This window comes from Burkholderia sp. Ac-20344, from assembly GCF_017104975.1.
Lineage (GTDB): Bacteria > Pseudomonadota > Gammaproteobacteria > Burkholderiales > Burkholderiaceae > Burkholderia.
Window position 1 is genome coordinate 1 of the sequence record NZ_JAAGPP010000041.1, and the last position, 18,062, is coordinate 18,062.

Annotated in this window: 17 protein-coding genes; 6 read left to right on the forward strand and 11 right to left on the reverse strand. The window is 68.5% G+C overall.

The features are described from left to right. A partial coding sequence (locus tag G3N64_RS15385) for a chromate transporter (RefSeq protein ID WP_241020990.1) occupies nt 1-561 on the reverse strand: 561 nt, incomplete at its 3' end. Between the two features lie 85 nt (nt 562-646). Further along, complete coding sequence (locus G3N64_RS15390) at nt 647-1,354, reverse strand: Crp/Fnr family transcriptional regulator (protein WP_205784717.1); 708 nt, start codon at nt 1,352-1,354, stop codon at nt 647-649. An 81-nt stretch (nt 1,355-1,435) separates the two neighbouring features. Here G3N64_RS15390 and G3N64_RS15395 point away from each other — a divergent pair, with 81 nt between their 5' ends. From G3N64_RS15395 to G3N64_RS15405, 3 genes are all read left to right on the forward strand, one after another. Next, nucleotides 1,436-1,960 carry an Mpo1-like protein gene (locus G3N64_RS15395; RefSeq protein WP_205784718.1) on the forward strand — a complete coding sequence of 175 codons (525 nt, stop codon included), beginning with the start codon at nt 1,436-1,438 and terminating at the stop codon, nt 1,958-1,960. Next, a complete protein-coding gene (locus G3N64_RS15400) occupies nt 1,953-2,999 on the forward strand; it encodes a 2-dehydropantoate 2-reductase (RefSeq protein ID WP_205784719.1) in 1,047 nt (348 codons plus the stop codon). Before G3N64_RS15395 ends, G3N64_RS15400 begins: the two co-directional genes overlap by 8 nt. 103 nt (nt 3,000-3,102) lie before the next feature. Continuing rightward, nucleotides 3,103-3,705, forward strand: coding sequence for a methyltransferase domain-containing protein (locus tag G3N64_RS15405; RefSeq protein ID WP_205784720.1), 603 nt, complete (start codon nt 3,103-3,105; stop codon nt 3,703-3,705). 19 nt (nt 3,706-3,724) lie between these two features. Here G3N64_RS15405 and G3N64_RS15410 read toward each other — a convergent pair whose 3' ends face one another. Both G3N64_RS15410 and mdtD read right to left on the reverse strand, forming a co-directional pair. Continuing rightward, nucleotides 3,725-4,999 carry an EAL domain-containing protein gene (locus G3N64_RS15410; protein WP_205784721.1) on the reverse strand — a complete coding sequence of 425 codons (1,275 nt, stop codon included), beginning with the start codon at nt 4,997-4,999 and terminating at the stop codon, nt 3,725-3,727. 190 nt (nt 5,000-5,189) lie between these two features. Further along, on the reverse strand, nt 5,190-6,626 hold the full coding sequence (gene mdtD / locus G3N64_RS15415) for a multidrug transporter subunit MdtD (RefSeq protein WP_205784748.1): 1,437 nt from the start codon (nt 6,624-6,626) through the stop codon (nt 5,190-5,192). A 218-nt stretch (nt 6,627-6,844) separates the two neighbouring features. Between mdtD and G3N64_RS15420 the strand changes: the two genes are divergently transcribed. Together G3N64_RS15420 and G3N64_RS15425 are read left to right on the forward strand one after the other, a co-directional pair. Next, nucleotides 6,845-7,168, forward strand: coding sequence for a DUF2917 domain-containing protein (locus tag G3N64_RS15420; protein ID WP_205784722.1), 324 nt, complete (start codon nt 6,845-6,847; stop codon nt 7,166-7,168). A 459-nt stretch (nt 7,169-7,627) separates the two neighbouring features. Further along, the gene (locus G3N64_RS15425) at nt 7,628-9,019 is read left to right on the forward strand and encodes a CoA transferase (protein WP_205784723.1); all 1,392 of its coding nucleotides are present in this window, start codon (nt 7,628-7,630) and stop codon (nt 9,017-9,019) included. A gap of 21 nt (nt 9,020-9,040) precedes the next feature. Here G3N64_RS15425 and G3N64_RS15430 read toward each other — a convergent pair whose 3' ends face one another. Next, nucleotides 9,041-9,787 carry a GntR family transcriptional regulator gene (locus tag G3N64_RS15430; protein WP_205784724.1) on the reverse strand — a complete coding sequence of 249 codons (747 nt, stop codon included), beginning with the start codon at nt 9,785-9,787 and terminating at the stop codon, nt 9,041-9,043. A gap of 166 nt (nt 9,788-9,953) precedes the next feature. Here G3N64_RS15430 and G3N64_RS15435 point away from each other — a divergent pair, with 166 nt between their 5' ends. Continuing rightward, nucleotides 9,954-10,799 carry an aldo/keto reductase gene (locus tag G3N64_RS15435; protein ID WP_205784725.1) on the forward strand — a complete coding sequence of 282 codons (846 nt, stop codon included), beginning with the start codon at nt 9,954-9,956 and terminating at the stop codon, nt 10,797-10,799. Between the two features lie 27 nt (nt 10,800-10,826). Here the strand turns inward: G3N64_RS15435 and G3N64_RS39745 are convergent, their stop codons facing one another. The 6 genes from G3N64_RS39745 to G3N64_RS15465 all read right to left on the reverse strand — a co-directional run bounded on the left by G3N64_RS39745 (nt 10,827) and on the right by G3N64_RS15465 (nt 17,831). Further along, nucleotides 10,827-12,296, reverse strand: coding sequence for a hypothetical protein (locus G3N64_RS39745; RefSeq protein ID WP_241020992.1), 1,470 nt, complete (start codon nt 12,294-12,296; stop codon nt 10,827-10,829). A gap of 289 nt (nt 12,297-12,585) precedes the next feature. After that, complete coding sequence (locus G3N64_RS15445) at nt 12,586-13,596, reverse strand: HoxN/HupN/NixA family nickel/cobalt transporter (RefSeq protein WP_205784727.1); 1,011 nt, start codon at nt 13,594-13,596, stop codon at nt 12,586-12,588. 166 nt (nt 13,597-13,762) lie between these two features. Beyond that, nucleotides 13,763-15,874 carry an elongation factor G gene (gene fusA, locus G3N64_RS15450; RefSeq protein WP_205784728.1) on the reverse strand — a complete coding sequence of 704 codons (2,112 nt, stop codon included), beginning with the start codon at nt 15,872-15,874 and terminating at the stop codon, nt 13,763-13,765. Nucleotides 15,875-16,092: 218 nt separating this feature from the next. Next, the gene (locus tag G3N64_RS15455; RefSeq protein WP_205784729.1) at nt 16,093-16,593 is read right to left on the reverse strand and encodes a DUF192 domain-containing protein; all 501 of its coding nucleotides are present in this window, start codon (nt 16,591-16,593) and stop codon (nt 16,093-16,095) included. Between the two features lie 160 nt (nt 16,594-16,753). After that, entirely contained in the window at nt 16,754-16,972 is a 219-nt protein-coding gene (locus tag G3N64_RS15460) for a hypothetical protein (protein WP_072444916.1), read from the reverse strand. 280 nt (nt 16,973-17,252) lie between these two features. Further along, complete coding sequence (locus tag G3N64_RS15465; protein WP_034178831.1) at nt 17,253-17,831, reverse strand: pseudouridine synthase; 579 nt, start codon at nt 17,829-17,831, stop codon at nt 17,253-17,255. Nucleotides 17,832-18,062 lie beyond the last annotated feature (231 nt).

The window sequence follows — 18,062 nt, forward strand, 5'->3', positions numbered from 1 at the left end:
GAAGCCGGGTTTGCGCACCAGAGCCACATGGCGAACTGGATGAATCGTGTGCTGGGCGCGACGCCGACCGAGATTGCGCGATCGGGCGCGCGGGGCGGGCTGCGGCTGGCTTATGGTGGCGAGGGCATCCGGGCACAGCGTGCGCGCCATGCCCCACACGGCTTGCGCGATCACGGCGACCGACACGATGCGCAGCCCGTGCAGCGCGCCGGCTTCGATCGGCGCGCCCGTCGCGTGCACGCCGAGCGCGAACAGCATCATCAGCAACGCCGACGGCAACGTGAAGCCGAGCCACGCGGCGAACATGCCCGCGTAGCCGGCGCGCGCGAGGCCGATCGCCATCCCGACCTGGCTGCTCGCGGGCCCCGGCAGGAACTGGCACAGCCCGACGAGATCCGCGTACGTGCGCTCGGTGAGCCAGCCGCGCCGCGTGACGAATTCGGTGCGGAAGTAGCCGAGATGCGCGACCGGGCCGCCGAACGACGTGAGGCCGAGCCGCAGGAACGCGACGAATACCGGCCAAGGATGGCGGGACGGAGCGGAGGCGGTCGACGTGCTCAAGGCGTGCGGGCGGATGAACGGACGAGCCGCCACGATAGCGCAACGCGGTGACGGCGGGGAGGCCGCGTGACGGTGGTGCCGGGGCTCAGCGCACGCCGTCGGGCAACCCGCTCGCCCGCCGCAACGCGTCGACGTCGACGAGCTCGATCTCACCGACGTGCAGCCGCACGACGCCGTCGGCCTGCAGCGCCTTCAGCAACTGGTTGGTGGTCTGCCGCGTCAGCGACAGCATGGCCGCGAGCTTTTCCTGCGACAGCCGGATGCGGGTGCGGCCGGCGCTGATCCCGCCATAGCCGTCGGCGATCATCAGCAGCCGGGCGGCGAGCCGCTGCGCGGCCGGCATCACGCTCATCGATTCGACGGTCAGGAAGCTCAGGCGCAGCTTCTGCGCCATCAGCAGCGCGAATTGCCGCCAGTATTGCGGCGTCGCGTCGAGGATCGCGAGCAACGCGGCCTGCGGGACGTGCAGCAGCAGCGCATCGTCGAGTGCGATCGCATCGTGTGTGCGCGGCTGGCCGTCGAACAGCGCGATCTCGCCGAACCAGGTGACGGGCTCGGCCACCGTCAGCAGCGCCTCCTTGCCCAGCGGGTCGACCGCACCTATCGTGAGTGAACCGGCCAGTACCGCGTACAGCCCGCACGGCGGGTCGCCGCGCCGGAACAGCGCATGGCCGGCCGGCAGCCGGCGCAGCGCCGCGCGGGCGAGCAGATCCGCGCGCAACGCGGGCGGCAGCGCGGCGAACCACGGGTTCGCTTCGATCTGCGGCAGGTACGGGGCGAGCGAAGAGGGCATGGGCACGCGATGTCGGGTAGCTGACAGAGGTTTTCGGGCGTGACGCGCATCATAGCGCTCAATAACCGACCAGGAGACGCGATGAAGACGCTTGAAGACCATCTTGCCCAGTATGCGGCCTACCACCGCGACGCGCGCAACATCGCGACGCATCTGGTCGGGATCCCGATGATCGTATTCGCGGTCGAGGTGCTGCTGTCGCGGCCGGCGCTCGGCATGCTGGCCGGCATCGCGCTGTCGCCGGCGCTGCTGCTGGCCGTCGCGTTCGCGGTGTTCTACCTGCGTCTCGACCTGCGGTTCGGTATCGTGATGACCGCGCTGTTCGCGCTGGGCCTGTGGGTCGCGCAGGCGCTTGCGTTGCTGCCGACCGCGCAATGGCTCGCGATCGGCATCGGCGCGTTCGTCGTCGGCTGGATCGTCCAGTTCGTCGGGCACTGGTTCGAAGGGCGCAAGCCCGCATTCGTCGACGATCTGGTCGGCCTGATGGTCGGGCCGCTGTTCGTCGTCGCCGAGGTCGCGTTCTTCGCGGGGTTGCGCGGCGACGTGCGCCGCGAAGTCGAGCGGCGGGCCGGCCCCGTGCACGGCGGCGCGCATTCGCATGTCTGACGCACCGGTCTGCGTGTTCGGCGCGGGCGCCGTCGGCTGCTATCTCGGCGGACGGCTCGCGGCGGCCGGCGCGCAGGTGACGCTCGTCGGCCGCGCAAGGATCGGTGACGCGATTCATCGGCACGGGCTGACGTTGACCGACCAGCGCGGCTATCGCGCGACGCTTGCGCCGGCCGATGTCGGGTTCGCAATCGATCCGGAGGCTGCGGCAGCCGCGCGGCTCGTCCTTGTGGCGGTGAAATCGGCGGCGACGCGCGAGGCCGCGGCGCAGCTCGCCGGCGTGCTGCGGTCCGGCACGGTCGTGATCAGCTTCCAGAACGGCCTGCACAACGCCGACGTGCTACGCGAGGCGCTGCCGCAGGCGACCGTGCTCGCCGGCATGGTGCCGTTCAACGCGATCGAGCGGGCGCCCGGTGCGTTTCACCAGGGCTCGGCCGGTACGCTGGCGGCTGACGCGTCCCCCGCGCTGCAGCCGTTCGCCGCCGCATTCGTGCGCGCCGGGCTGCCGCTCGCGCTGCACCGCGACATGCGGGCCGTGCAATGGGCGAAGCTGCTGCTCAACCTGAACAACGCGGTCAACGCGCTCGCGAACCTGCCGCTGCGCGACGAACTCGCGCAACGTGCGTACCGGCGCTGCGTCGCGCTCGCGCAGCGCGAAGCGCTGCACTGGCTGGCGCGGGCCGCGATCCGGCCTGCGCGGCTGACGCCGTTGCCGGCCGCGTGGATCCCGGCCGTGCTCGACTTGCCCGATGCCGCGTTCCGCGTGCTCGGTGGGCGGATGCTGGCGATCGACCCGCTCGCGCGTTCGTCGATGTCCGACGATCTCGCGGCGCAGCGTGTGACGGAAGTCGAGTGGATCAACGGAGAGGTCGTGCGGCTGGCCGCGCGCTTCGGCGCGCAGGCGCCTGTCAATGCGCGACTGTGCGCGCTCGTGCACGACGCGGAACGCGCGGCGGCGCGCCCGGCCTGGCGTGGCGATGCGCTGTGGGCCGAGCTGACCGCGCAGGCGCCGCGCGCGGGCGACGTGCGGGCCGCGTAGGGGCGCGACCCGTCGCACTGAGTGCGCGTGCGTGATGCCGCACGGGGTGTGCAACGGCTAAGATGCGGGGTGCGTCATGCGACGCCTCTGCGGAGCAGTCACCATGGTGGATCGCCCGACTCTCGATGCCTACGACGCCTATGCCGCGCAATACGCGCAGGACTGGCTCGACCAGGCTGCGCCCGACGACATGTACGCGCTGCTGGAGCAGCATTTCTCGCCGGGGCCGACCGCGGACGTCGGCTGCGGAGCCGGGCGCGATACGGCCTGGCTCGCGTCGCGCGGCTTCGACGTGCGTGGCTACGACGCGAGCGCCGCGCTGCTCGACGAGGCGCGGCGCCGCCATCCGGATCTCACCTTCGAACTGGCCGCGCTGCCGGCACTGGCCGGCGTGCCGTCCGGCGTGTTTCGCAACGTGCTGTGCGAAACGGTCGTCATGCATCTCGAACAGGCGGACGCGGCGGCGGCTGCCACGCGGCTGGCCGAACTCCTGATGCCGGGCGGCACGTTGTACCTGAGCTGGCGGGTGGCCGGAAACGGCGCGTTGCGCGATGAGCGCGGCCGCCTCTACACGCCGCTCGATTCGGCGCGGATGCGGGCGGCGCTCGGCGCCGGCACGCAGGTGATCGACGAGCACGAGGTCGTCAGCGCATCGTCCGGCAAGCGCGTGCACCGGCTGATCGTGCGCAAGGCCGCCGCCGCTTGAGTGCGGCGCGGCAGCGCGTTCATTCGCGGTTGAGTGCCGCTTCCCAGTTGATGTCGACGCAGAGCACCTGCATGCCGGTCGCAACTGGCGCGGCGATCGACGCGGTCACGCACAGGTGCGCCTCGTTGATCGACAGGTAGGGCGGCGTCAGGTGCACGCGGCCCGGCGCGCGCATTGCGTCGATGAAGTACGGGCGCCGTTCCCAGCTCGCGCCTTCGGAATGCAGCAGCGGCCGGAAACGCTTGGCGCGCTGCGATACGCCGCCGCGTGCGACCACGTTGTCGCCGATCTGGCGGCCCGATGCGTCGAGCAGGAAGCAGCGCGCGGTCTCGGGCAGCCCGAGTACGACAGCCGCCGCGTCGGTCAGCGATTCTCCCGCGACGAGCTTCTGGCTCGCTTCCTCGAGCGCCGCGACGTACGGTGCGAGCCGTTCCGCCTGCGTGTGCTCGCGTTGCGCGACGCGCAGCCGCAACGCGGCCGACAGCATATCCATGCATCCCGCGGCGGCCTGCGGCTGCACCGGTTCGACGCTCGGCCCCGCGAAGTACTGCCCCTGCACGAAATCGACGTTGCATTCGAGCGCGATCAGCGCGTCGCGCTCGGTCGCGAGCCCGCCCATCAGCACGAGCTGGCCGGATTCGTGCAGCAGCGACACGAGCCCCGGCAGCACGCGTTCGAGATGCGAGTGCTCGCTCGCCTGCGCGAGGATGCCGCGGTCGAGCGTGACGATGTCGGGATGCAGGTGCCACACGCGGTCGATGTTCGAATGCTTCGCGCCGAACCCGACGAGCGCGATCAGGAAGCCGGCCTTGCGCAACCCGTCGACGATCGCCGCGTAGCGCGGCGTCTCGCCGCCGGCCTGCTCGGGCACCTCGAGCACCACGCGGTGCGGTGGCAGCCCGAGCGCCTTCAGGTTCGCGAGCATGGCGTCGCTGTAGACGGTGTCCATCAGCGCGGCCGGATGCAGGCTCAGGAAGAGCCATTCGTCATGGCTGTCGAACGCGTGGAAGTTGCCGAGATGCAGCGATTCGGCGAGCCGGCCGAGCTCGAGCAGGTCGCCGCGCCGCGCCGCCTGCGTGAACACCTCGTGCGACGCCACCTGGCGGCTTTCCTCGTCGTGCGCACGCAGCGACGCGTGATAGCCGATCGCGCGGCGGTGCGACACCGAGAAAACGGGCTGGAACACGCTGAACACGGTGTAGCCGCCGTACAGCACGGTGCGCCGGTTCCCGTCGTCACCGGCGACGGGGCGGGGCGGCTGAAAGCCGGGGGGATCGATTTCGATCATGCTCATGATGTCGGCCGAAGGAAGACTGCCAGTTTACCTAGAGAATAGGCGAGCAAGAAGCGTGCACGGCATCGTACCCCGTGCGGCGGCGCGTCGCGGTCGAGCCGCCGGGCAGTGCAGCCGTATCACAGCCACATCGCAGGGCCGCGCTGCACCGCAATGGTGCGCGCCGATCCGGTTCGGCGCGCGCCGCGCGTCACGCGCGCTCGGACGGGTCGGTCTTGCGCGCGGTGCTGCGGATCTCGGGCGCGAGCTGCGCGAAGATCCACGCGGACGCGGCCGTGATGATCCCGACGCAGACGAACGTCGCATGGAACGCCGGCAGCGTGTTGCTCGGCGTCACGGTGCGCAGCATGCCCGTGAACGTCGCGAGCAGCGCCCCCGCGACCGTGACGCCGAGGCTCATCGACAGCATCTGCACGAGCGAGAACAGGCTGTTGCCGCTGCTCGCGCCGCCCGTGCCGAGATCCTTCAGCGTCAGCGTGTTCATCGCAGTGAACTGCATCGAGTTGAAGCCGCCGAACAGCGCGAGATGCACGACCTTCACCCAGACGGGCACCGTGTCGCGCATCAGCGCGAAGCTCGCCATCATCACGCCGACCATGATGGTGTTCGCGAGCAGCACCTTGCGGTAGCCGTGCTGCGTGATCAGGCGCGTGATGATCCGCTTCGAGAACATCCCGGCCGCCGCCACCGGCAGCATCATCAACCCGGCCTCGAATGCCGAGTAGCCGAGGCTCACCTGCAGCAGCAGCGGGATCAGGTACGGCATCGCGCCGCTGCCGATCCGCGCGAACAGGTTGCCGAGCAACCCGACGCTGAACGTGTGGATCCGGAACAGTTCGAGCGAGAAGATCGGTTGCGGCGCGCGCACCGCATACAGCCCGTACGCGACGAAGCACGCGAGGCTCAGGATCAGCAGCACCAGCACGGCCGCGTGCTGCATGCCGAGATCGGCAAGCCCGTCGAGCGACAGCGAGATCGCGACCATGCCGATCGTCAGCAGCAGATAGCCCTTCAGGTCGAAGCGGCCCACGGCCGGGTTGCGCGAATCGGGCATCGAATAGAAGGTCGCGATGCAGCCCGCGACGCCGACCGGCACGTTGATCAGGAAGATCCAGTGCCACGACGCGATCTTCACGAGCCAGCCGCCGAGCGTCGGTCCGATCAGCGGGCCGATCAGGCCGGGAATCGCGACGAACGACAGCGCGGGCAGGTAGCGTTCGGCCGGGAACGTGCGCAGCACCGCGAGCCGGCCGACCGGCAGCAGCATCGCGCCGCCGACCCCCTGCACGACGCGGAACGCGACGAGTTGCGTCAGCGTATGCGCGTTCGCGCACAGCAGCGAGCCGAGCGAGAACACCAGGATCGCGCTGAAGAACACGCGCCGCGTGCCGAACGTGTCGGCGAGCCAGCCCGACACGGGGATCATCACCGCCATCGTCAGCGAGTACGCGATCACGACCGACTGCATGCGCAGCGGCGATTCGCCGAGGCTCGCGGCCATCGACGGCAGCGCCGTGTTGACGATCGTCGCGTCGAGCGTCTGCATGAAGAAGCCCGTTGCGACGAGCCAGAGCATCACGGTGAGGTTCTTTTCGCCGGGAGCGGCGGCAGGCGGGCGCTGGAACATGGAGGCGGGGTGGTGGCGCGGGACAGCCGACATTGTAGGGAAAGCCATCGCACCCTGCAGGTTCGGCGCAAGGGCGGCGCGAAGTCCGTCAGGCGGGTGCCCGTCACCGTCGAGTGACCAGTACAGTTCAGCCGAAAGTGTCTGCAGCCGTATCTGTCCGTGTGCTGCCACTGTCCGAAATACTGATGCCATCGGACCCGTGCGACCAGGAGGCTGCCATGCGCGAACTGCGACTTTACGTAATCGATGGCGACGAGCCGGCCGGTCGGTGGCGGATCGTCGATCGTACCGCACTGGAGGTGGCCGACGGCGAGGCCTGGGTGACGATCGAGGGCCGGCCCGACGATCACTGGCTCGGCGCCGGCGATTCGCTGATGCTCACGCCCGGCATGCGCATCTGGGTCAGCGCGGGGGCGCAGGGCGCGATGTTCGCGTTCGGCCCGCTCGAGATGCCGGCCAGGCGCGCCGCGCAGGCGTGGTGGTGGCCGCTCGTCGCATGGCGCGACGGCCGGCGTCACGCGCCCGCATCGCTGCCGACGTAGCGCGCCCGGGGCTGGATCGGCTTTCCGTCCGTGCAGGGTTCGAGCGCATGCGCGGTCCGGCCGGCCGTGCGACCGGCTGGCGATCGCGGTGATCGGCGAGCCCGGCTCCGGCACGTCCCGGGGCGAGCGAACGTTCGATGCCGCCGACGGAGCGTTTCGTGTTGGTACGGCGGCGTGCGGGTAGCCGCACTTTGTCCGCGTGGCAGCAGCGGTGCCTGGCCGCGCCGTCCGGCAGCGAACGCGGCAGGTCGCGGTTCGAATGTGCAGGGGTTCACGCCGGTACCGAGGTGCCGGCAGGCTTCCTGCGTGTCGGGGAATGTGATGCCGGCCGCTCCTGCCGCGGCGAAGGCGGCGCACCTATGCTACGACCGTGCGCGTTGCGCTGATTCGCGCAATCAGGGTTGCTCGCGGCTGTCGCGAATTCTAGACTCGACCTTGTCCCCCACCGCCCATCCCGCCATGACACCCGAACTCGCGTTGACGCATCTGTGGCGGCTCGCCCAGGGCGCCCCCGATGCGCTGCCCCGCACGACCGTGACGGGGCAGGACCCGACGCTGCCGTCGACCTTCCGGGTCGGCACGCTCGCTGTGGCGACGATCGCGGCAGCCGGGCTCGCGGCGGCCGAATGCCACCGGCTTCGCACGGGCGTCGCGCAATCGGTCGACGTGTCGGTGCGCGACGCGCTCGTCGCGTTCCGCAGCGAACGCTACCTGCGCGTGGACGACGGCCCGCCGCCGGAGTTGCGTCATCCGGTGACGGGCTTCTTCGAGACGGGCGACGGGCGCTGGATCCAGTTGCACGCGAACTTTCCGCATCACCTGCGCGGGATTCTCGACGTGCTCGGCTGCGGCGCGCAGCGGGACGATGTCGCCGCGGCGATCCGCACGCGGGATGGCGCGGCACTCGATACCGCGCTGGCCGAGGCCGGCCTGTGCGCCGCATTGATCAGAACACCTGACGAGTGGGCGGCGCACGAGCAGGCGCGCGCGATCGCGTCGCTGCCGCTGTTCGAGATCGAGCGGATCGGCGACGCGCCGGTCGAGCCGATCGGCCGCGGCGAAGCCGGCCAGCCGCTCGCAGGGGTGCGCGTGCTCGATCTCACGCGCATCATCGCGGGGCCGGTCGCGGGCCGCACGCTGGCGTCGCACGGCGCGCAGACGCTGCTCGTCAACGGCCCGCACCTGCCGAACATCGCACCGCTCGTGATCGACAACGGGCGTGGCAAGCGTTCGACGTGGATCGACCTGCGCGACGCGGCCGGCATCGATACGCTGCATGCGCTCGCACGCGACGCGGATGTGTTCCTGCAATCGTACCGGCCCGGCGCGCTCGCGGCGCGCGGCTTCGCACCGCAAGCGCTGGCGGCGCGGCGGCCCGGCATCGTGTACGTGTCGATATCCGCGTACGGGCACGCGGGGCCGTGGGCGCAGCGGCGCGGCTTCGACAGCCTCGTGCAGTCTGCGAGCGGGATCGCGTGGCAGGAGCAGCAGGGCGCGCACGCGGACGGGCCGCGCCACCTGCCGTGCCAGGCGCTCGATCATGCAACGGGTTATCTCGCGGCGTTCGGCGCGATGATCGCGCTCGCGCGCCGGGCGCGCGAAGGGGGAAGCTGGCATGTGCGGCTGTCGCTCGCGCAGACGGGACGCTGGCTGCAGTCGTTCGGCATCGTGCCGGACGGCCTGCAGGCCCCCGATTTTGCGCACGCCGACGTGCGCGACCGGATCGAGCGCATCGCATCGCCGTTCGGCACGCTCGACGCGGTGCGGCCGGCCGAGCGGTTGTCGGCGACACCGCCGTCGCTGGCGCGCCCGCCCGTGCCGCTCGGCGCCGACGACGCGCGCTGGCTGTGAGCGCCGGCGGTGCGGCTGACGTTACTTGCGCAGCTCGACGACGAAGTCGTAGTAGTCGTTGCGGCAGTAGGTATCGGTCAGTTCGATCGCACGCTGGTCCGACGTATAGCCGATTCGCGTGATCAGCAGCAGCGCGTCGTGCGGTGCGATGCCCATCTGCTCGGCGATCTCGTCGGTCGCGTTGACCGCGCGGAAATGCTGCAGCGCACGCACGATCGGCGTGCCGCGCGCTTCGAGATAGCTGTACAGCGAACCGCCGATCGCCTGCGGATCGGGGATCAGCGTCGCGGGAAACGTCGAATTCTCGACGGCCATCACGATGCCGTCGGCGAGGCGCAGGCGCTTCAGGCGCGTAACCGATGCGGCCGGCGAGAGCCCGAGCTGGATCACCTCGTCGCGGTTCGCCGGCTGGATCTCGCGCGCGATCCATTGCGAGCTCGGCTTGAAGCCGCGCCGTTCGAGCATTTCGCTGAAGCTCGACAGCCGCGACAGCGGATCCTCGTAGCGCGGCTGGATGAAGTTGCCGGCGCCCTGTGTGCGGCGGATCAGCCCTTGCTCGACGAGCAGCGCGATCGCCTTGCGCGCGGTGATGCGCGATACGCCGAGCGCATCGGACAGCACGCGCTCGGAGGGCAAGGCCTCACCGGCCGTCCAGCGGTTGTCGTGGATCGCGTCGCCGAGCTTGCGGGCGAGCTGCAGGTAGAGCGGCGTGTCGTTGTCGGGGTCGGGGCGCAGGTCCTGCCAGCGGTCGTCCGTGGATGACTTCATGGAGTGGGTATCGATCAGGTTGCGGCCATTCTAAGTCATCGCGTGGCGCCGTTATAGCCGGTTTTTGCCGTGCAATAGGTGAATTGCGCGCCGATTGACTACACTGATGCGTCGTATTCCATGCTCGGGCCGCGGTGCGCGGCCACGAATCCGCAACGAGGAACGCATGACAGACACGATCGCCACGGTCGTCCTGCCGGACGGCGAGACGATTCCGAAGCTTGGCCTGGGCACGTGGGAAATGGGCGAGCGGCCGGCCCGGCGCGCGGACGAGATCGCCGCGCTGCGCGAGGGCGTCGAACTCGGGATGACGCTGGTCGATACGGCCGAGATGTACGGCGACGGTGCGACCGAGGAACTCGTCGGCGAGGCGCTTGCGGGCTTGCGCGACGATGTGTTCCTCGTCAGCAAGGTCTATCCGCACCATGCGAGCCGGCGTGGCGTCGTCGCCGCGTGCGATGCGAGCCTCAAGCGCCTGCGTACCGATCGCCTCGACCTGTATCTGCTGCACTGGCGCGGCTCGGTGCCGCTCGAGGAGACGGTCGAAGGCTTCGAAGCGCTGCAGCGCGCGGGCAAGATCCGTCACTGGGGTGTCAGCAACTTCGATACGGCCGACATGGCCGAGCTCGTCGATGACGCGGGCGGTGGCGCATGCGCGACCAACCAGATCCTCTACAACATCGCGCGTCGCGGCCCGGAGTTCGACCTGCTGCCGTGGCTTTCCGGGCACCGGATGCCGGCGATGGCATACAGCCCGGTCGATCACGGGCGGCTGCCGAAGCGCTCGCCGCTCGACGAGATCGCGCGGCAGCGCGGGGTGTCGGTGATGCGCGTCGCGCTCGCGTGGGTGCTCGCGCAGCCGGGGGTTTTCGCGATCCCGAAGGCGGCGCGGATCGAACACGTGCACGACAACCGGGCCGCGCTCGATTTCATATTCAGCGATGACGAGCGCGCGCAGCTTGACGCGTACTTCCGTCCGCCACGCAGCAAGCGCGCGCTCGAAATGCTCTGACGGCACCCGGCCGGGCAACGCGGCAGGTCAGTGGTTGCCTCCGGACGATCCGCCGTTGCCGTGTCCGCCGCCAGTGCCGTTTCCGGCGCCATGGCCATTGCCGACGCCGTTGGCCCCGCCATTGCCGGCGCCGCCACTGCCGTTTCCATTGCCGTTGCCACCGCCATTGCCGTGGCCGCCATTGCTGCCGTTGCCACCGGTACCGCCGTGGCCGCCATTGCTGCCGTTGCCACCGGTACCGCCGTTGCCGCCATTACCGCCATGGCCGCCGTTGCCGCCAGCGCTAGCGCCACTGCCATTGCCAGCGCCGCCGCTGCCGTTGCCACCGCCATTACCATGGCCGCCGTTGCCGCCAGCACCACTGCCATTGCCGCCGCCGCCACTGCCGTTTCCATTGCCACCGCCATTACCATGGCCGCCGTTGCCGCCAGCACCACCGCCATTGCCGGCGCCGCCGCTGCCGTTTCCATTGCCACCGCCATTACCGTGACCGCCGTTGCCATGGCCGCCACCGTTGCCGTGACCACCGCCGTCACCATTGCCATGGCCACCGCCGTTGCCGTGACCGCCGCCATCACCGTTGCCATGGCCGCCGCCGTCGCCGTGACCACCGCCATCACCGTTGCCATGGCCGCCGCCGTTGCCGTGACCGCCGCCATCACCGTTGCCATGGCCGCCGCCGTCGCCGTGACCACCGCCATCACCGTTGCCATGACCACCGCCGTTGCCGTGGCCACCACCGTCACCGTCGCCACTACCACCATGGCCACCGTGTCCGCCGTGACCTCCGCCTCCGGAAGTACCGCCTCCGGAAGTACCGCCTCCGGAAGTACCGCCTCCGGAAGTACCGCCTCCGGAAGTACCACCTCCGGAAGTACCACCTCCGGAAGTACCGCCTCCGGAAGTACCGCCTCCGGAAGTACCACCTCCGGAAGTACCACCTCCGGAAGTACCACCTCCGGAAGTGCCGCCTCCGGAAGTACCACCTCCGGAAGTACCGCCTCCGGAAGTACCGCCTCCGGAAGTACCGCCCCCGGAAGTACCGCCCCCGGAAGTACTGCCCCCCGAACCACTATTGCCAGATGCACTGCCTCCGCGGCCCGAACTGCTCGTGCCGCCGGAAGTCCCGCTCGTCGTTCCGCCGATGCCAGCAGGTCCGACGGCACCGTTCCCGTTGTTGCCGCTGCCGCCGCCATTGCCATTTCCGCTACCGGGGCTGCTGCCGCTGCCATTGCCGTTCGGGCCCGCGCCATGACTGCCGACATGCCCGCCGGCGTAGACGTGCACCGCGCACGCAGCCGGATTGGCCGCGCATGGCGCAGCGTCGTCGACCAGCATCATGACGGCGTCCGCGCTGGCAACTGCATCGGGTGCGGGGTCAGGTGTCGCGTCTTGTGCGACGGCATACGAACAGCAGCACGCGAAAGCGGCTGCGGCGAACAAGGTTGCGCGATAGCGCCGTCCCGGCGTACGGAACGGTTGTTTCGTCTTGAGCATCATGGCCTCCCCATGCGCGCGATGCCTCGTCGCCGCGCGACTATCTACGTGTGGTGCAGGGGGCCGGTAAAGGTTCGGAGTCCTGTCGGCAGCCGATCGCCGTCGGGCCGGCGCTTGACGCCAGCCGCGATCGCGGAACGGCACGCGGGCCCGCCGTGCGAATCCCTATCTGCGAGATCCGTGCCACCGGCCGCTTGCGCCCGTCGTGCAAGGCGCACGCAGGCACGCGACGATGCATGCAACGTCTTTGGGGGAGTTTTGTTTCCGGAATGAAACGTCTGAGCTAAGTTCAGCGCGCAGGCGCATCGGCCGCGCGCTGCCAGCGGTGGAACAGGATCGACGCGATCCAGCAGACCAGGAACAGGGCGACGATGCCGTAGCCGATCGAGCCGAAGCGTTCGCCGAGCGCATCGAGCGCGTCGCGCACGGGGCCCGTCAGCGACAGTTTGTCGGCCAGCAGGCCGGCTGCCTCGATCCCGCCGATCGCCAGTGCGACAGCCGCCGACACGAACGTGATGCTCGCGTTGTAGAGCAGCTTGCGCTGCGGATCGTCCATCGCCCAGCCGTACGCGTGAATCATCAGCACGTTGTCGGTCGAGTCGATCAGCGTCATGCCGGCGGTGAAAAGCGCGGGAAACAGCATGACCGTATAGACCGGCAGCCCCTGGCTCGCCTGCGCGGCGGCGATCGCGAGCAGGCCGATTTCGGTTGCAGTGTCGAAACCTAGACCGAACAGCACGCCGACCGGATACATGTGCCAGCTCTTCGACACGAACCGGAACAGCGGACGCAGCAGCCGGGACACGAGCCCGGCAGGACGGTGCACATGTGCGGCATCGTGCGCGTGCCCGTGCTTGCCGCGATAGCGCCGCCACACGTCGCGAAGGATCACCAGGTTCACGCACGCGAGCACGAGCAGGAAAGTGGCCGACACCGCCGTGCCGATCGTGCCGCCGATCTCGCGGAATGCATCGAACCGGTCGCGCAGCGCGAACGCGGTCAGCGCGATGCCGAGCGTCGCCGCGATCACGATCGTCGAATGGCCGAGCGAGAAGAACAGGCCGACGCTCACCGGACGCTGGCCTTCCTGCATCAGCTTGCGGGTTGCGACATCGATCGCGGCGATGTGATCGGCGTCGACCGCGTGACGCAGCCCGAGCCCGTACGCGATTGCCGCGGTGCCGAGCAGCAGCGGATGATCGCGCAGTACCGCGAGCGCCCACAGCCAGACGGCGGCGTTCGCGGCGATCAGGCCGGCGTAGAGCATCAGCAGTCGGCGCAGGGCAGGGGTGGGCGGCATCGGGCGGGTTCCATCTGACGAATCGCCGTGCATTGTGGCACGCGAAAAAAATGCCTGGCGTGTCGATCAAAAAGCTGCGAACACCGCGCGCGCCGAATGAAAAAAGGCCCGTCCGGAACCGGACGGGCCTCACGTGCATGCGACGGGGCGAGAGATCGCCCCGCGCTTACTTCACTTTCGCGTTGATCACGCTTTCCGATACGTTGGCCGGCGTTTCCGCGTAATGCTTGAACTCCATCGTGTACGTCGCGCGGCCCTGCGTGGCCGAACGCAGCGACGTCGAATAGCCGAACATCTCCGCGAGCGGCACTTCGGCGCGCACGAGCTTGCCGCCGCCGCCTGCGATGTCCTCCATCCCCTGCACGATGCCGCGCCGGCTCGACAGGTCGCCCATCACGTTGCCCATGAAGTCCTCGGGCGTCTCGACCTCGACGGCCATCATCGGCTCGAGCAACACGGGCTTCGCGCGGCGCATCGCTTCCTTGAACGCCATCGAGCCTGCCATCCGGAACGCGTTTTCGTTCGAGTCGACGTCGTGGTACGAGCCGAACGTCAGGTGCACCTTCACGTCGACGACCGGATAGCCCGCGAGCACGCCGCTCTTCAGCGTCTCGGTGATGCCCTTGTCGACGGCCGGGATGAATTCGCGCGGAATCACGCCGCCCTTGATCTCGTCGAGGAACTCGTAGCCCTTGCCGGGGTTCGGCTCGAGCGTGATCACCGCGTGGCCGTACTGGCCGCGGCCACCCGACTGCTTGACGAACTTGCCCTCGACGTCGGATGCAGTCGTGCGCACCGTCTCGCGATACGCGACCTGCGGCTTGCCGACCGTCGCTTCGACGCCGAATTCGCGCTTCATCCGGTCGACCAGGATTTCGAGGTGAAGCTCGCCCATCCCCGAAATGATCGTCTGGCCGGACTCTTCGTCCGTCTGCACGCGGAACGACGGATCTTCCTGCGCGAGGCGGTTCAGCGCGAGGCCCATCTTTTCCTGGTCGGCCTTCGTCTTCGGCTCGACGGCCTGCGAGATCACCGGCTCCGGGAATTCCATCTTCTCGAGGATGATCGGCTTGGCCGGATCGCACAGCGTGTCGCCGGTGGTCGCTTCCTTCAGGCCGACGGCCGCCGCGATGTCGCCCGCGCGCACTTCCTTGATTTCCTTGCGCTCGTTCGCGTGCATCTGCAGGATCCGGCCGAGCCGTTCCTTCTTGTCCTTGGTCGCGTTGAGCACCGTGTCGCCCGATTCGACGACGCCCGAATACACGCGGAAGAAGATCAACTGGCCGACGAACGGGTCCGTCATGATCTTGAACGCGAGCGACGAGAACGGCTCGTCGTCGCTCGGATGACGTTCCGCCGGCTTTTCCGGATCGGCGAAGTCGTGGCCGAGGATGGCCGGCACGTCGACCGGCGACGGCAGGTAGTCGATCACCGCGTCGAGCATCGCCTGCACGCCCTTGTTCTTGAACGCGCTGCCGCACAGCATCGGCACGATCTCGTTCGCGATCGTGCGCTTGCGCAGCGCGGCCTTGATTTCGTCCTCGGTCAGCGATTCATGGTCGTGCAGATACTTCTCGAGCAGTTCCTCGCTGGCTTCCGCCGCGGCCTCGACCATCTTCTCGCGCCATTCGTGCGCGAGCTCGACGAGGTTCGCGGGGATGTCCTCGTACGAGAACTTCACGCCCTGGCTTTCGTCGTCCCACACGATCGCCTTCATCTTCACGAGATCGACGACGCCCTGGAAATGATCTTCCGCGCCGATCGGAATCTGGATCGGCACGGCGACGCCTTTCAGGCGCTCGCCGATCTGCCGCTGCACGCGGAAGAAATCGGCGCCGATGCGGTCCATCTTGTTGACGAACGCAATGCGCGGCACCTTGTACTTGTTGGCCTGACGCCAGACGGTTTCGGACTGCGGCTGCACGCCGCCGACCGAGTCGTAGACCATGCACGCGCCGTCGAGCACGCGCATCGAGCGCTCGACTTCAATCGTGAAGTCGACGTGCCCGGGCGTGTCGATGATGTTGATCCGGTGTTCCGGATAGTTGCCGGCCATGCCCTTCCAGAAGGCAGTGGTCGCAGCCGACGTGATCGTGATGCCGCGTTCCTGCTCCTGCTCCATCCAGTCCATCGTGGCCGCGCCGTCGTGCACTTCACCGATCTTGTGGCTCACGCCGGTGTAAAACAGGATGCGCTCGGTCGTGGTGGTCTTGCCGGCATCGATGTGAGCGCTGATCCCGATATTGCGATAGCGCTCGATGGGGGTTTTGCGGGGCACGTGAACCTCCTTAGGTTCGGATCGTAAGCGGGCCGGCAGGGCCGGCCCGGAGTAGACAAGCGAGACTTAAAGCATAGCGCTTGCGCGTGGCTTTTGCAGATGCGGCCGGCACCGGTGGAATCAAGTCGGGCGCCACCGCCGGCGGGCGAAAAAAAAGCCGGCACGCAACGGGCGGCCGGCTTCGGTCGGTGCGCGGTGCAACGCCGCGGCGATGGCCGTTACTGGGCCCGCGGCAGGCCCTCGAGCTTCATGCCGGGCTTGATGCCCTTCGCCGCGAACCAGCCCTTGCTCATTTCGAGCGCATAGACGCCGTTGTTGCGCGGGCAGTGGTTGTCGGTCGTCTCGGCCTTCATCTCGTCGATGTCGGTGATCGTGCCGTCCGCGCGGATGAACGCGATCGACAGCGGGATCAGCGTGTTCTTCATCCAGAAGCAGTGCACCGCGTTCTCGTTGAACACGAACAGCATGCCTTCGTTCGGCGCGAGCTGCGAACGGTACATCAGCCCCTGTTCGCGGTCGGGGTCGTTCGCGGCGACGGCCGCGTCGATCACGTACATGCCGGCACGCAGCTTCACGCGCGGGAATTCGCTCGGCTGCTTGGCGCCGGGCGGCACTTGCGCGCTGGCGGCCTGCATGCCGAGCGCGAGGACGGCGAGCGCGGCGGGAAACACGGCGGCGCGCGCAAGGCGGCCGAGCGACGAACGCAGGGAGAATTGCACAGCAAGGCTCCTATCTGGAAAACAAGACCCGCATGGTACGCGATGCGCGCGGGCGGGCACATAAAAGAAAAAGGCAGATCGCCTTGCGGTGATCTGCCTTTCAACGCCGTAAGAACGGCAAGACTGCGTGTTCTTGACTGCGTTATTACAGCAAGCTTACTTAGTTCGAAGCAGCTGCCGGTGCTTCGGCTTCGCTAGCAGCCTTCTTCGCAGCGTGGTGCTTCTTAGCTGCGTGGTGCTTCTTGTGCGTTGCCTTCTTAGCCGGTGCCGAAGCAGCTTCTGCCGGAGCAGCAGCAGCCGGAGCGGCCGGAGCCGATGCTTGTGCGAAAGCAGCCGTTGCGAAGAGGCCAGCGACCAGAGCGGCGATCAGTTTGTTCATGTTGTGTTCCTCAGCTTTAGTTAATTAACCAAATGACCCGGCAATAGGAGTCATGTCGTCTAACGGTGCCATCCACCTTTCGGTTGACAGACGCTTCGAGAAATTTCTCATTGCGCTGCGGGCGCCGAATCGTATTCGATAAAAACGTCGCTTTCGTGACGCAAACACGGCTCGGCTGCCAATGCCGGATAGCTAAGGGTGGCATCTGCGTGGTTTAACGCGCGATCTTCGCGGGCGGTTGACGAAAAAGACGACGAAAAATTCGCGCGTCCCGAAATCGTCATCCAGCGGGCGCGAAACCGTCCCACGGCGCGCGTGGCGGCAGCGCGATTGTTTCTCCCGGTGCAATGCCGAGCGCGAATATGTCCAGCGCGCCGATGCCGACGCGCACCAGGCGCAACGTCGGGAAGCCGACGGCTGCCGTCATCCGGCGCACCTGCCGGTTCTTGCCCTCGGTGATCGCAAGCTCGATCCACGTCGTCGGGATCGCGGCGCGGTAGCGGATCGGCGGGTTGCGCGGCCACAGCGCGTCGGGCGGTTCGATGAATTCGGCGCGGCACGGACGCGTCACGTAGTCGCCGAGGTCGACGCCGCGCGCGAGCGCCTTCAGGTCGGCGGGGCCGGGCGCGCCCTCGACCTGCGCCCAGTAGCGCTTGACGAGCTTGTGGCGCGGCTCGGCGATGCGCGCCTGCAGCGCGCCGTCGTCGGTGAGCAGCAGCAATCCCTCGCTGTCCGCGTCCAGCCGGCCGGCCGCGTAGACGCCGGGCGTTTTTACCCAGTCGCCGAGCGACGGGCGCGTCTCGTGCGCGGAAAACTGGCAAATCGTGCCGAACGGCTTGTTGAGGGCGATCAGGTTCATGGCGGGGCGCCCGCCCGGCGGGCCGCGGGAAGCGGAGGCGGGCGGTCTATGGCAAATGGCGGAATCTTAATGCATAATACGGAACGGCAAGTCCTCTGTCTTATATAAGACATAAGTGGGGTCTTGATACGCAGTGCCGCGCTTCATGCCGAAGTGCCCGGTTGGGGCGCTAGAATAGCGGCTCGCTGTTGCCGTCACGGGGTGGCCATGCCGCGCCCCCGCCGCGCGCGC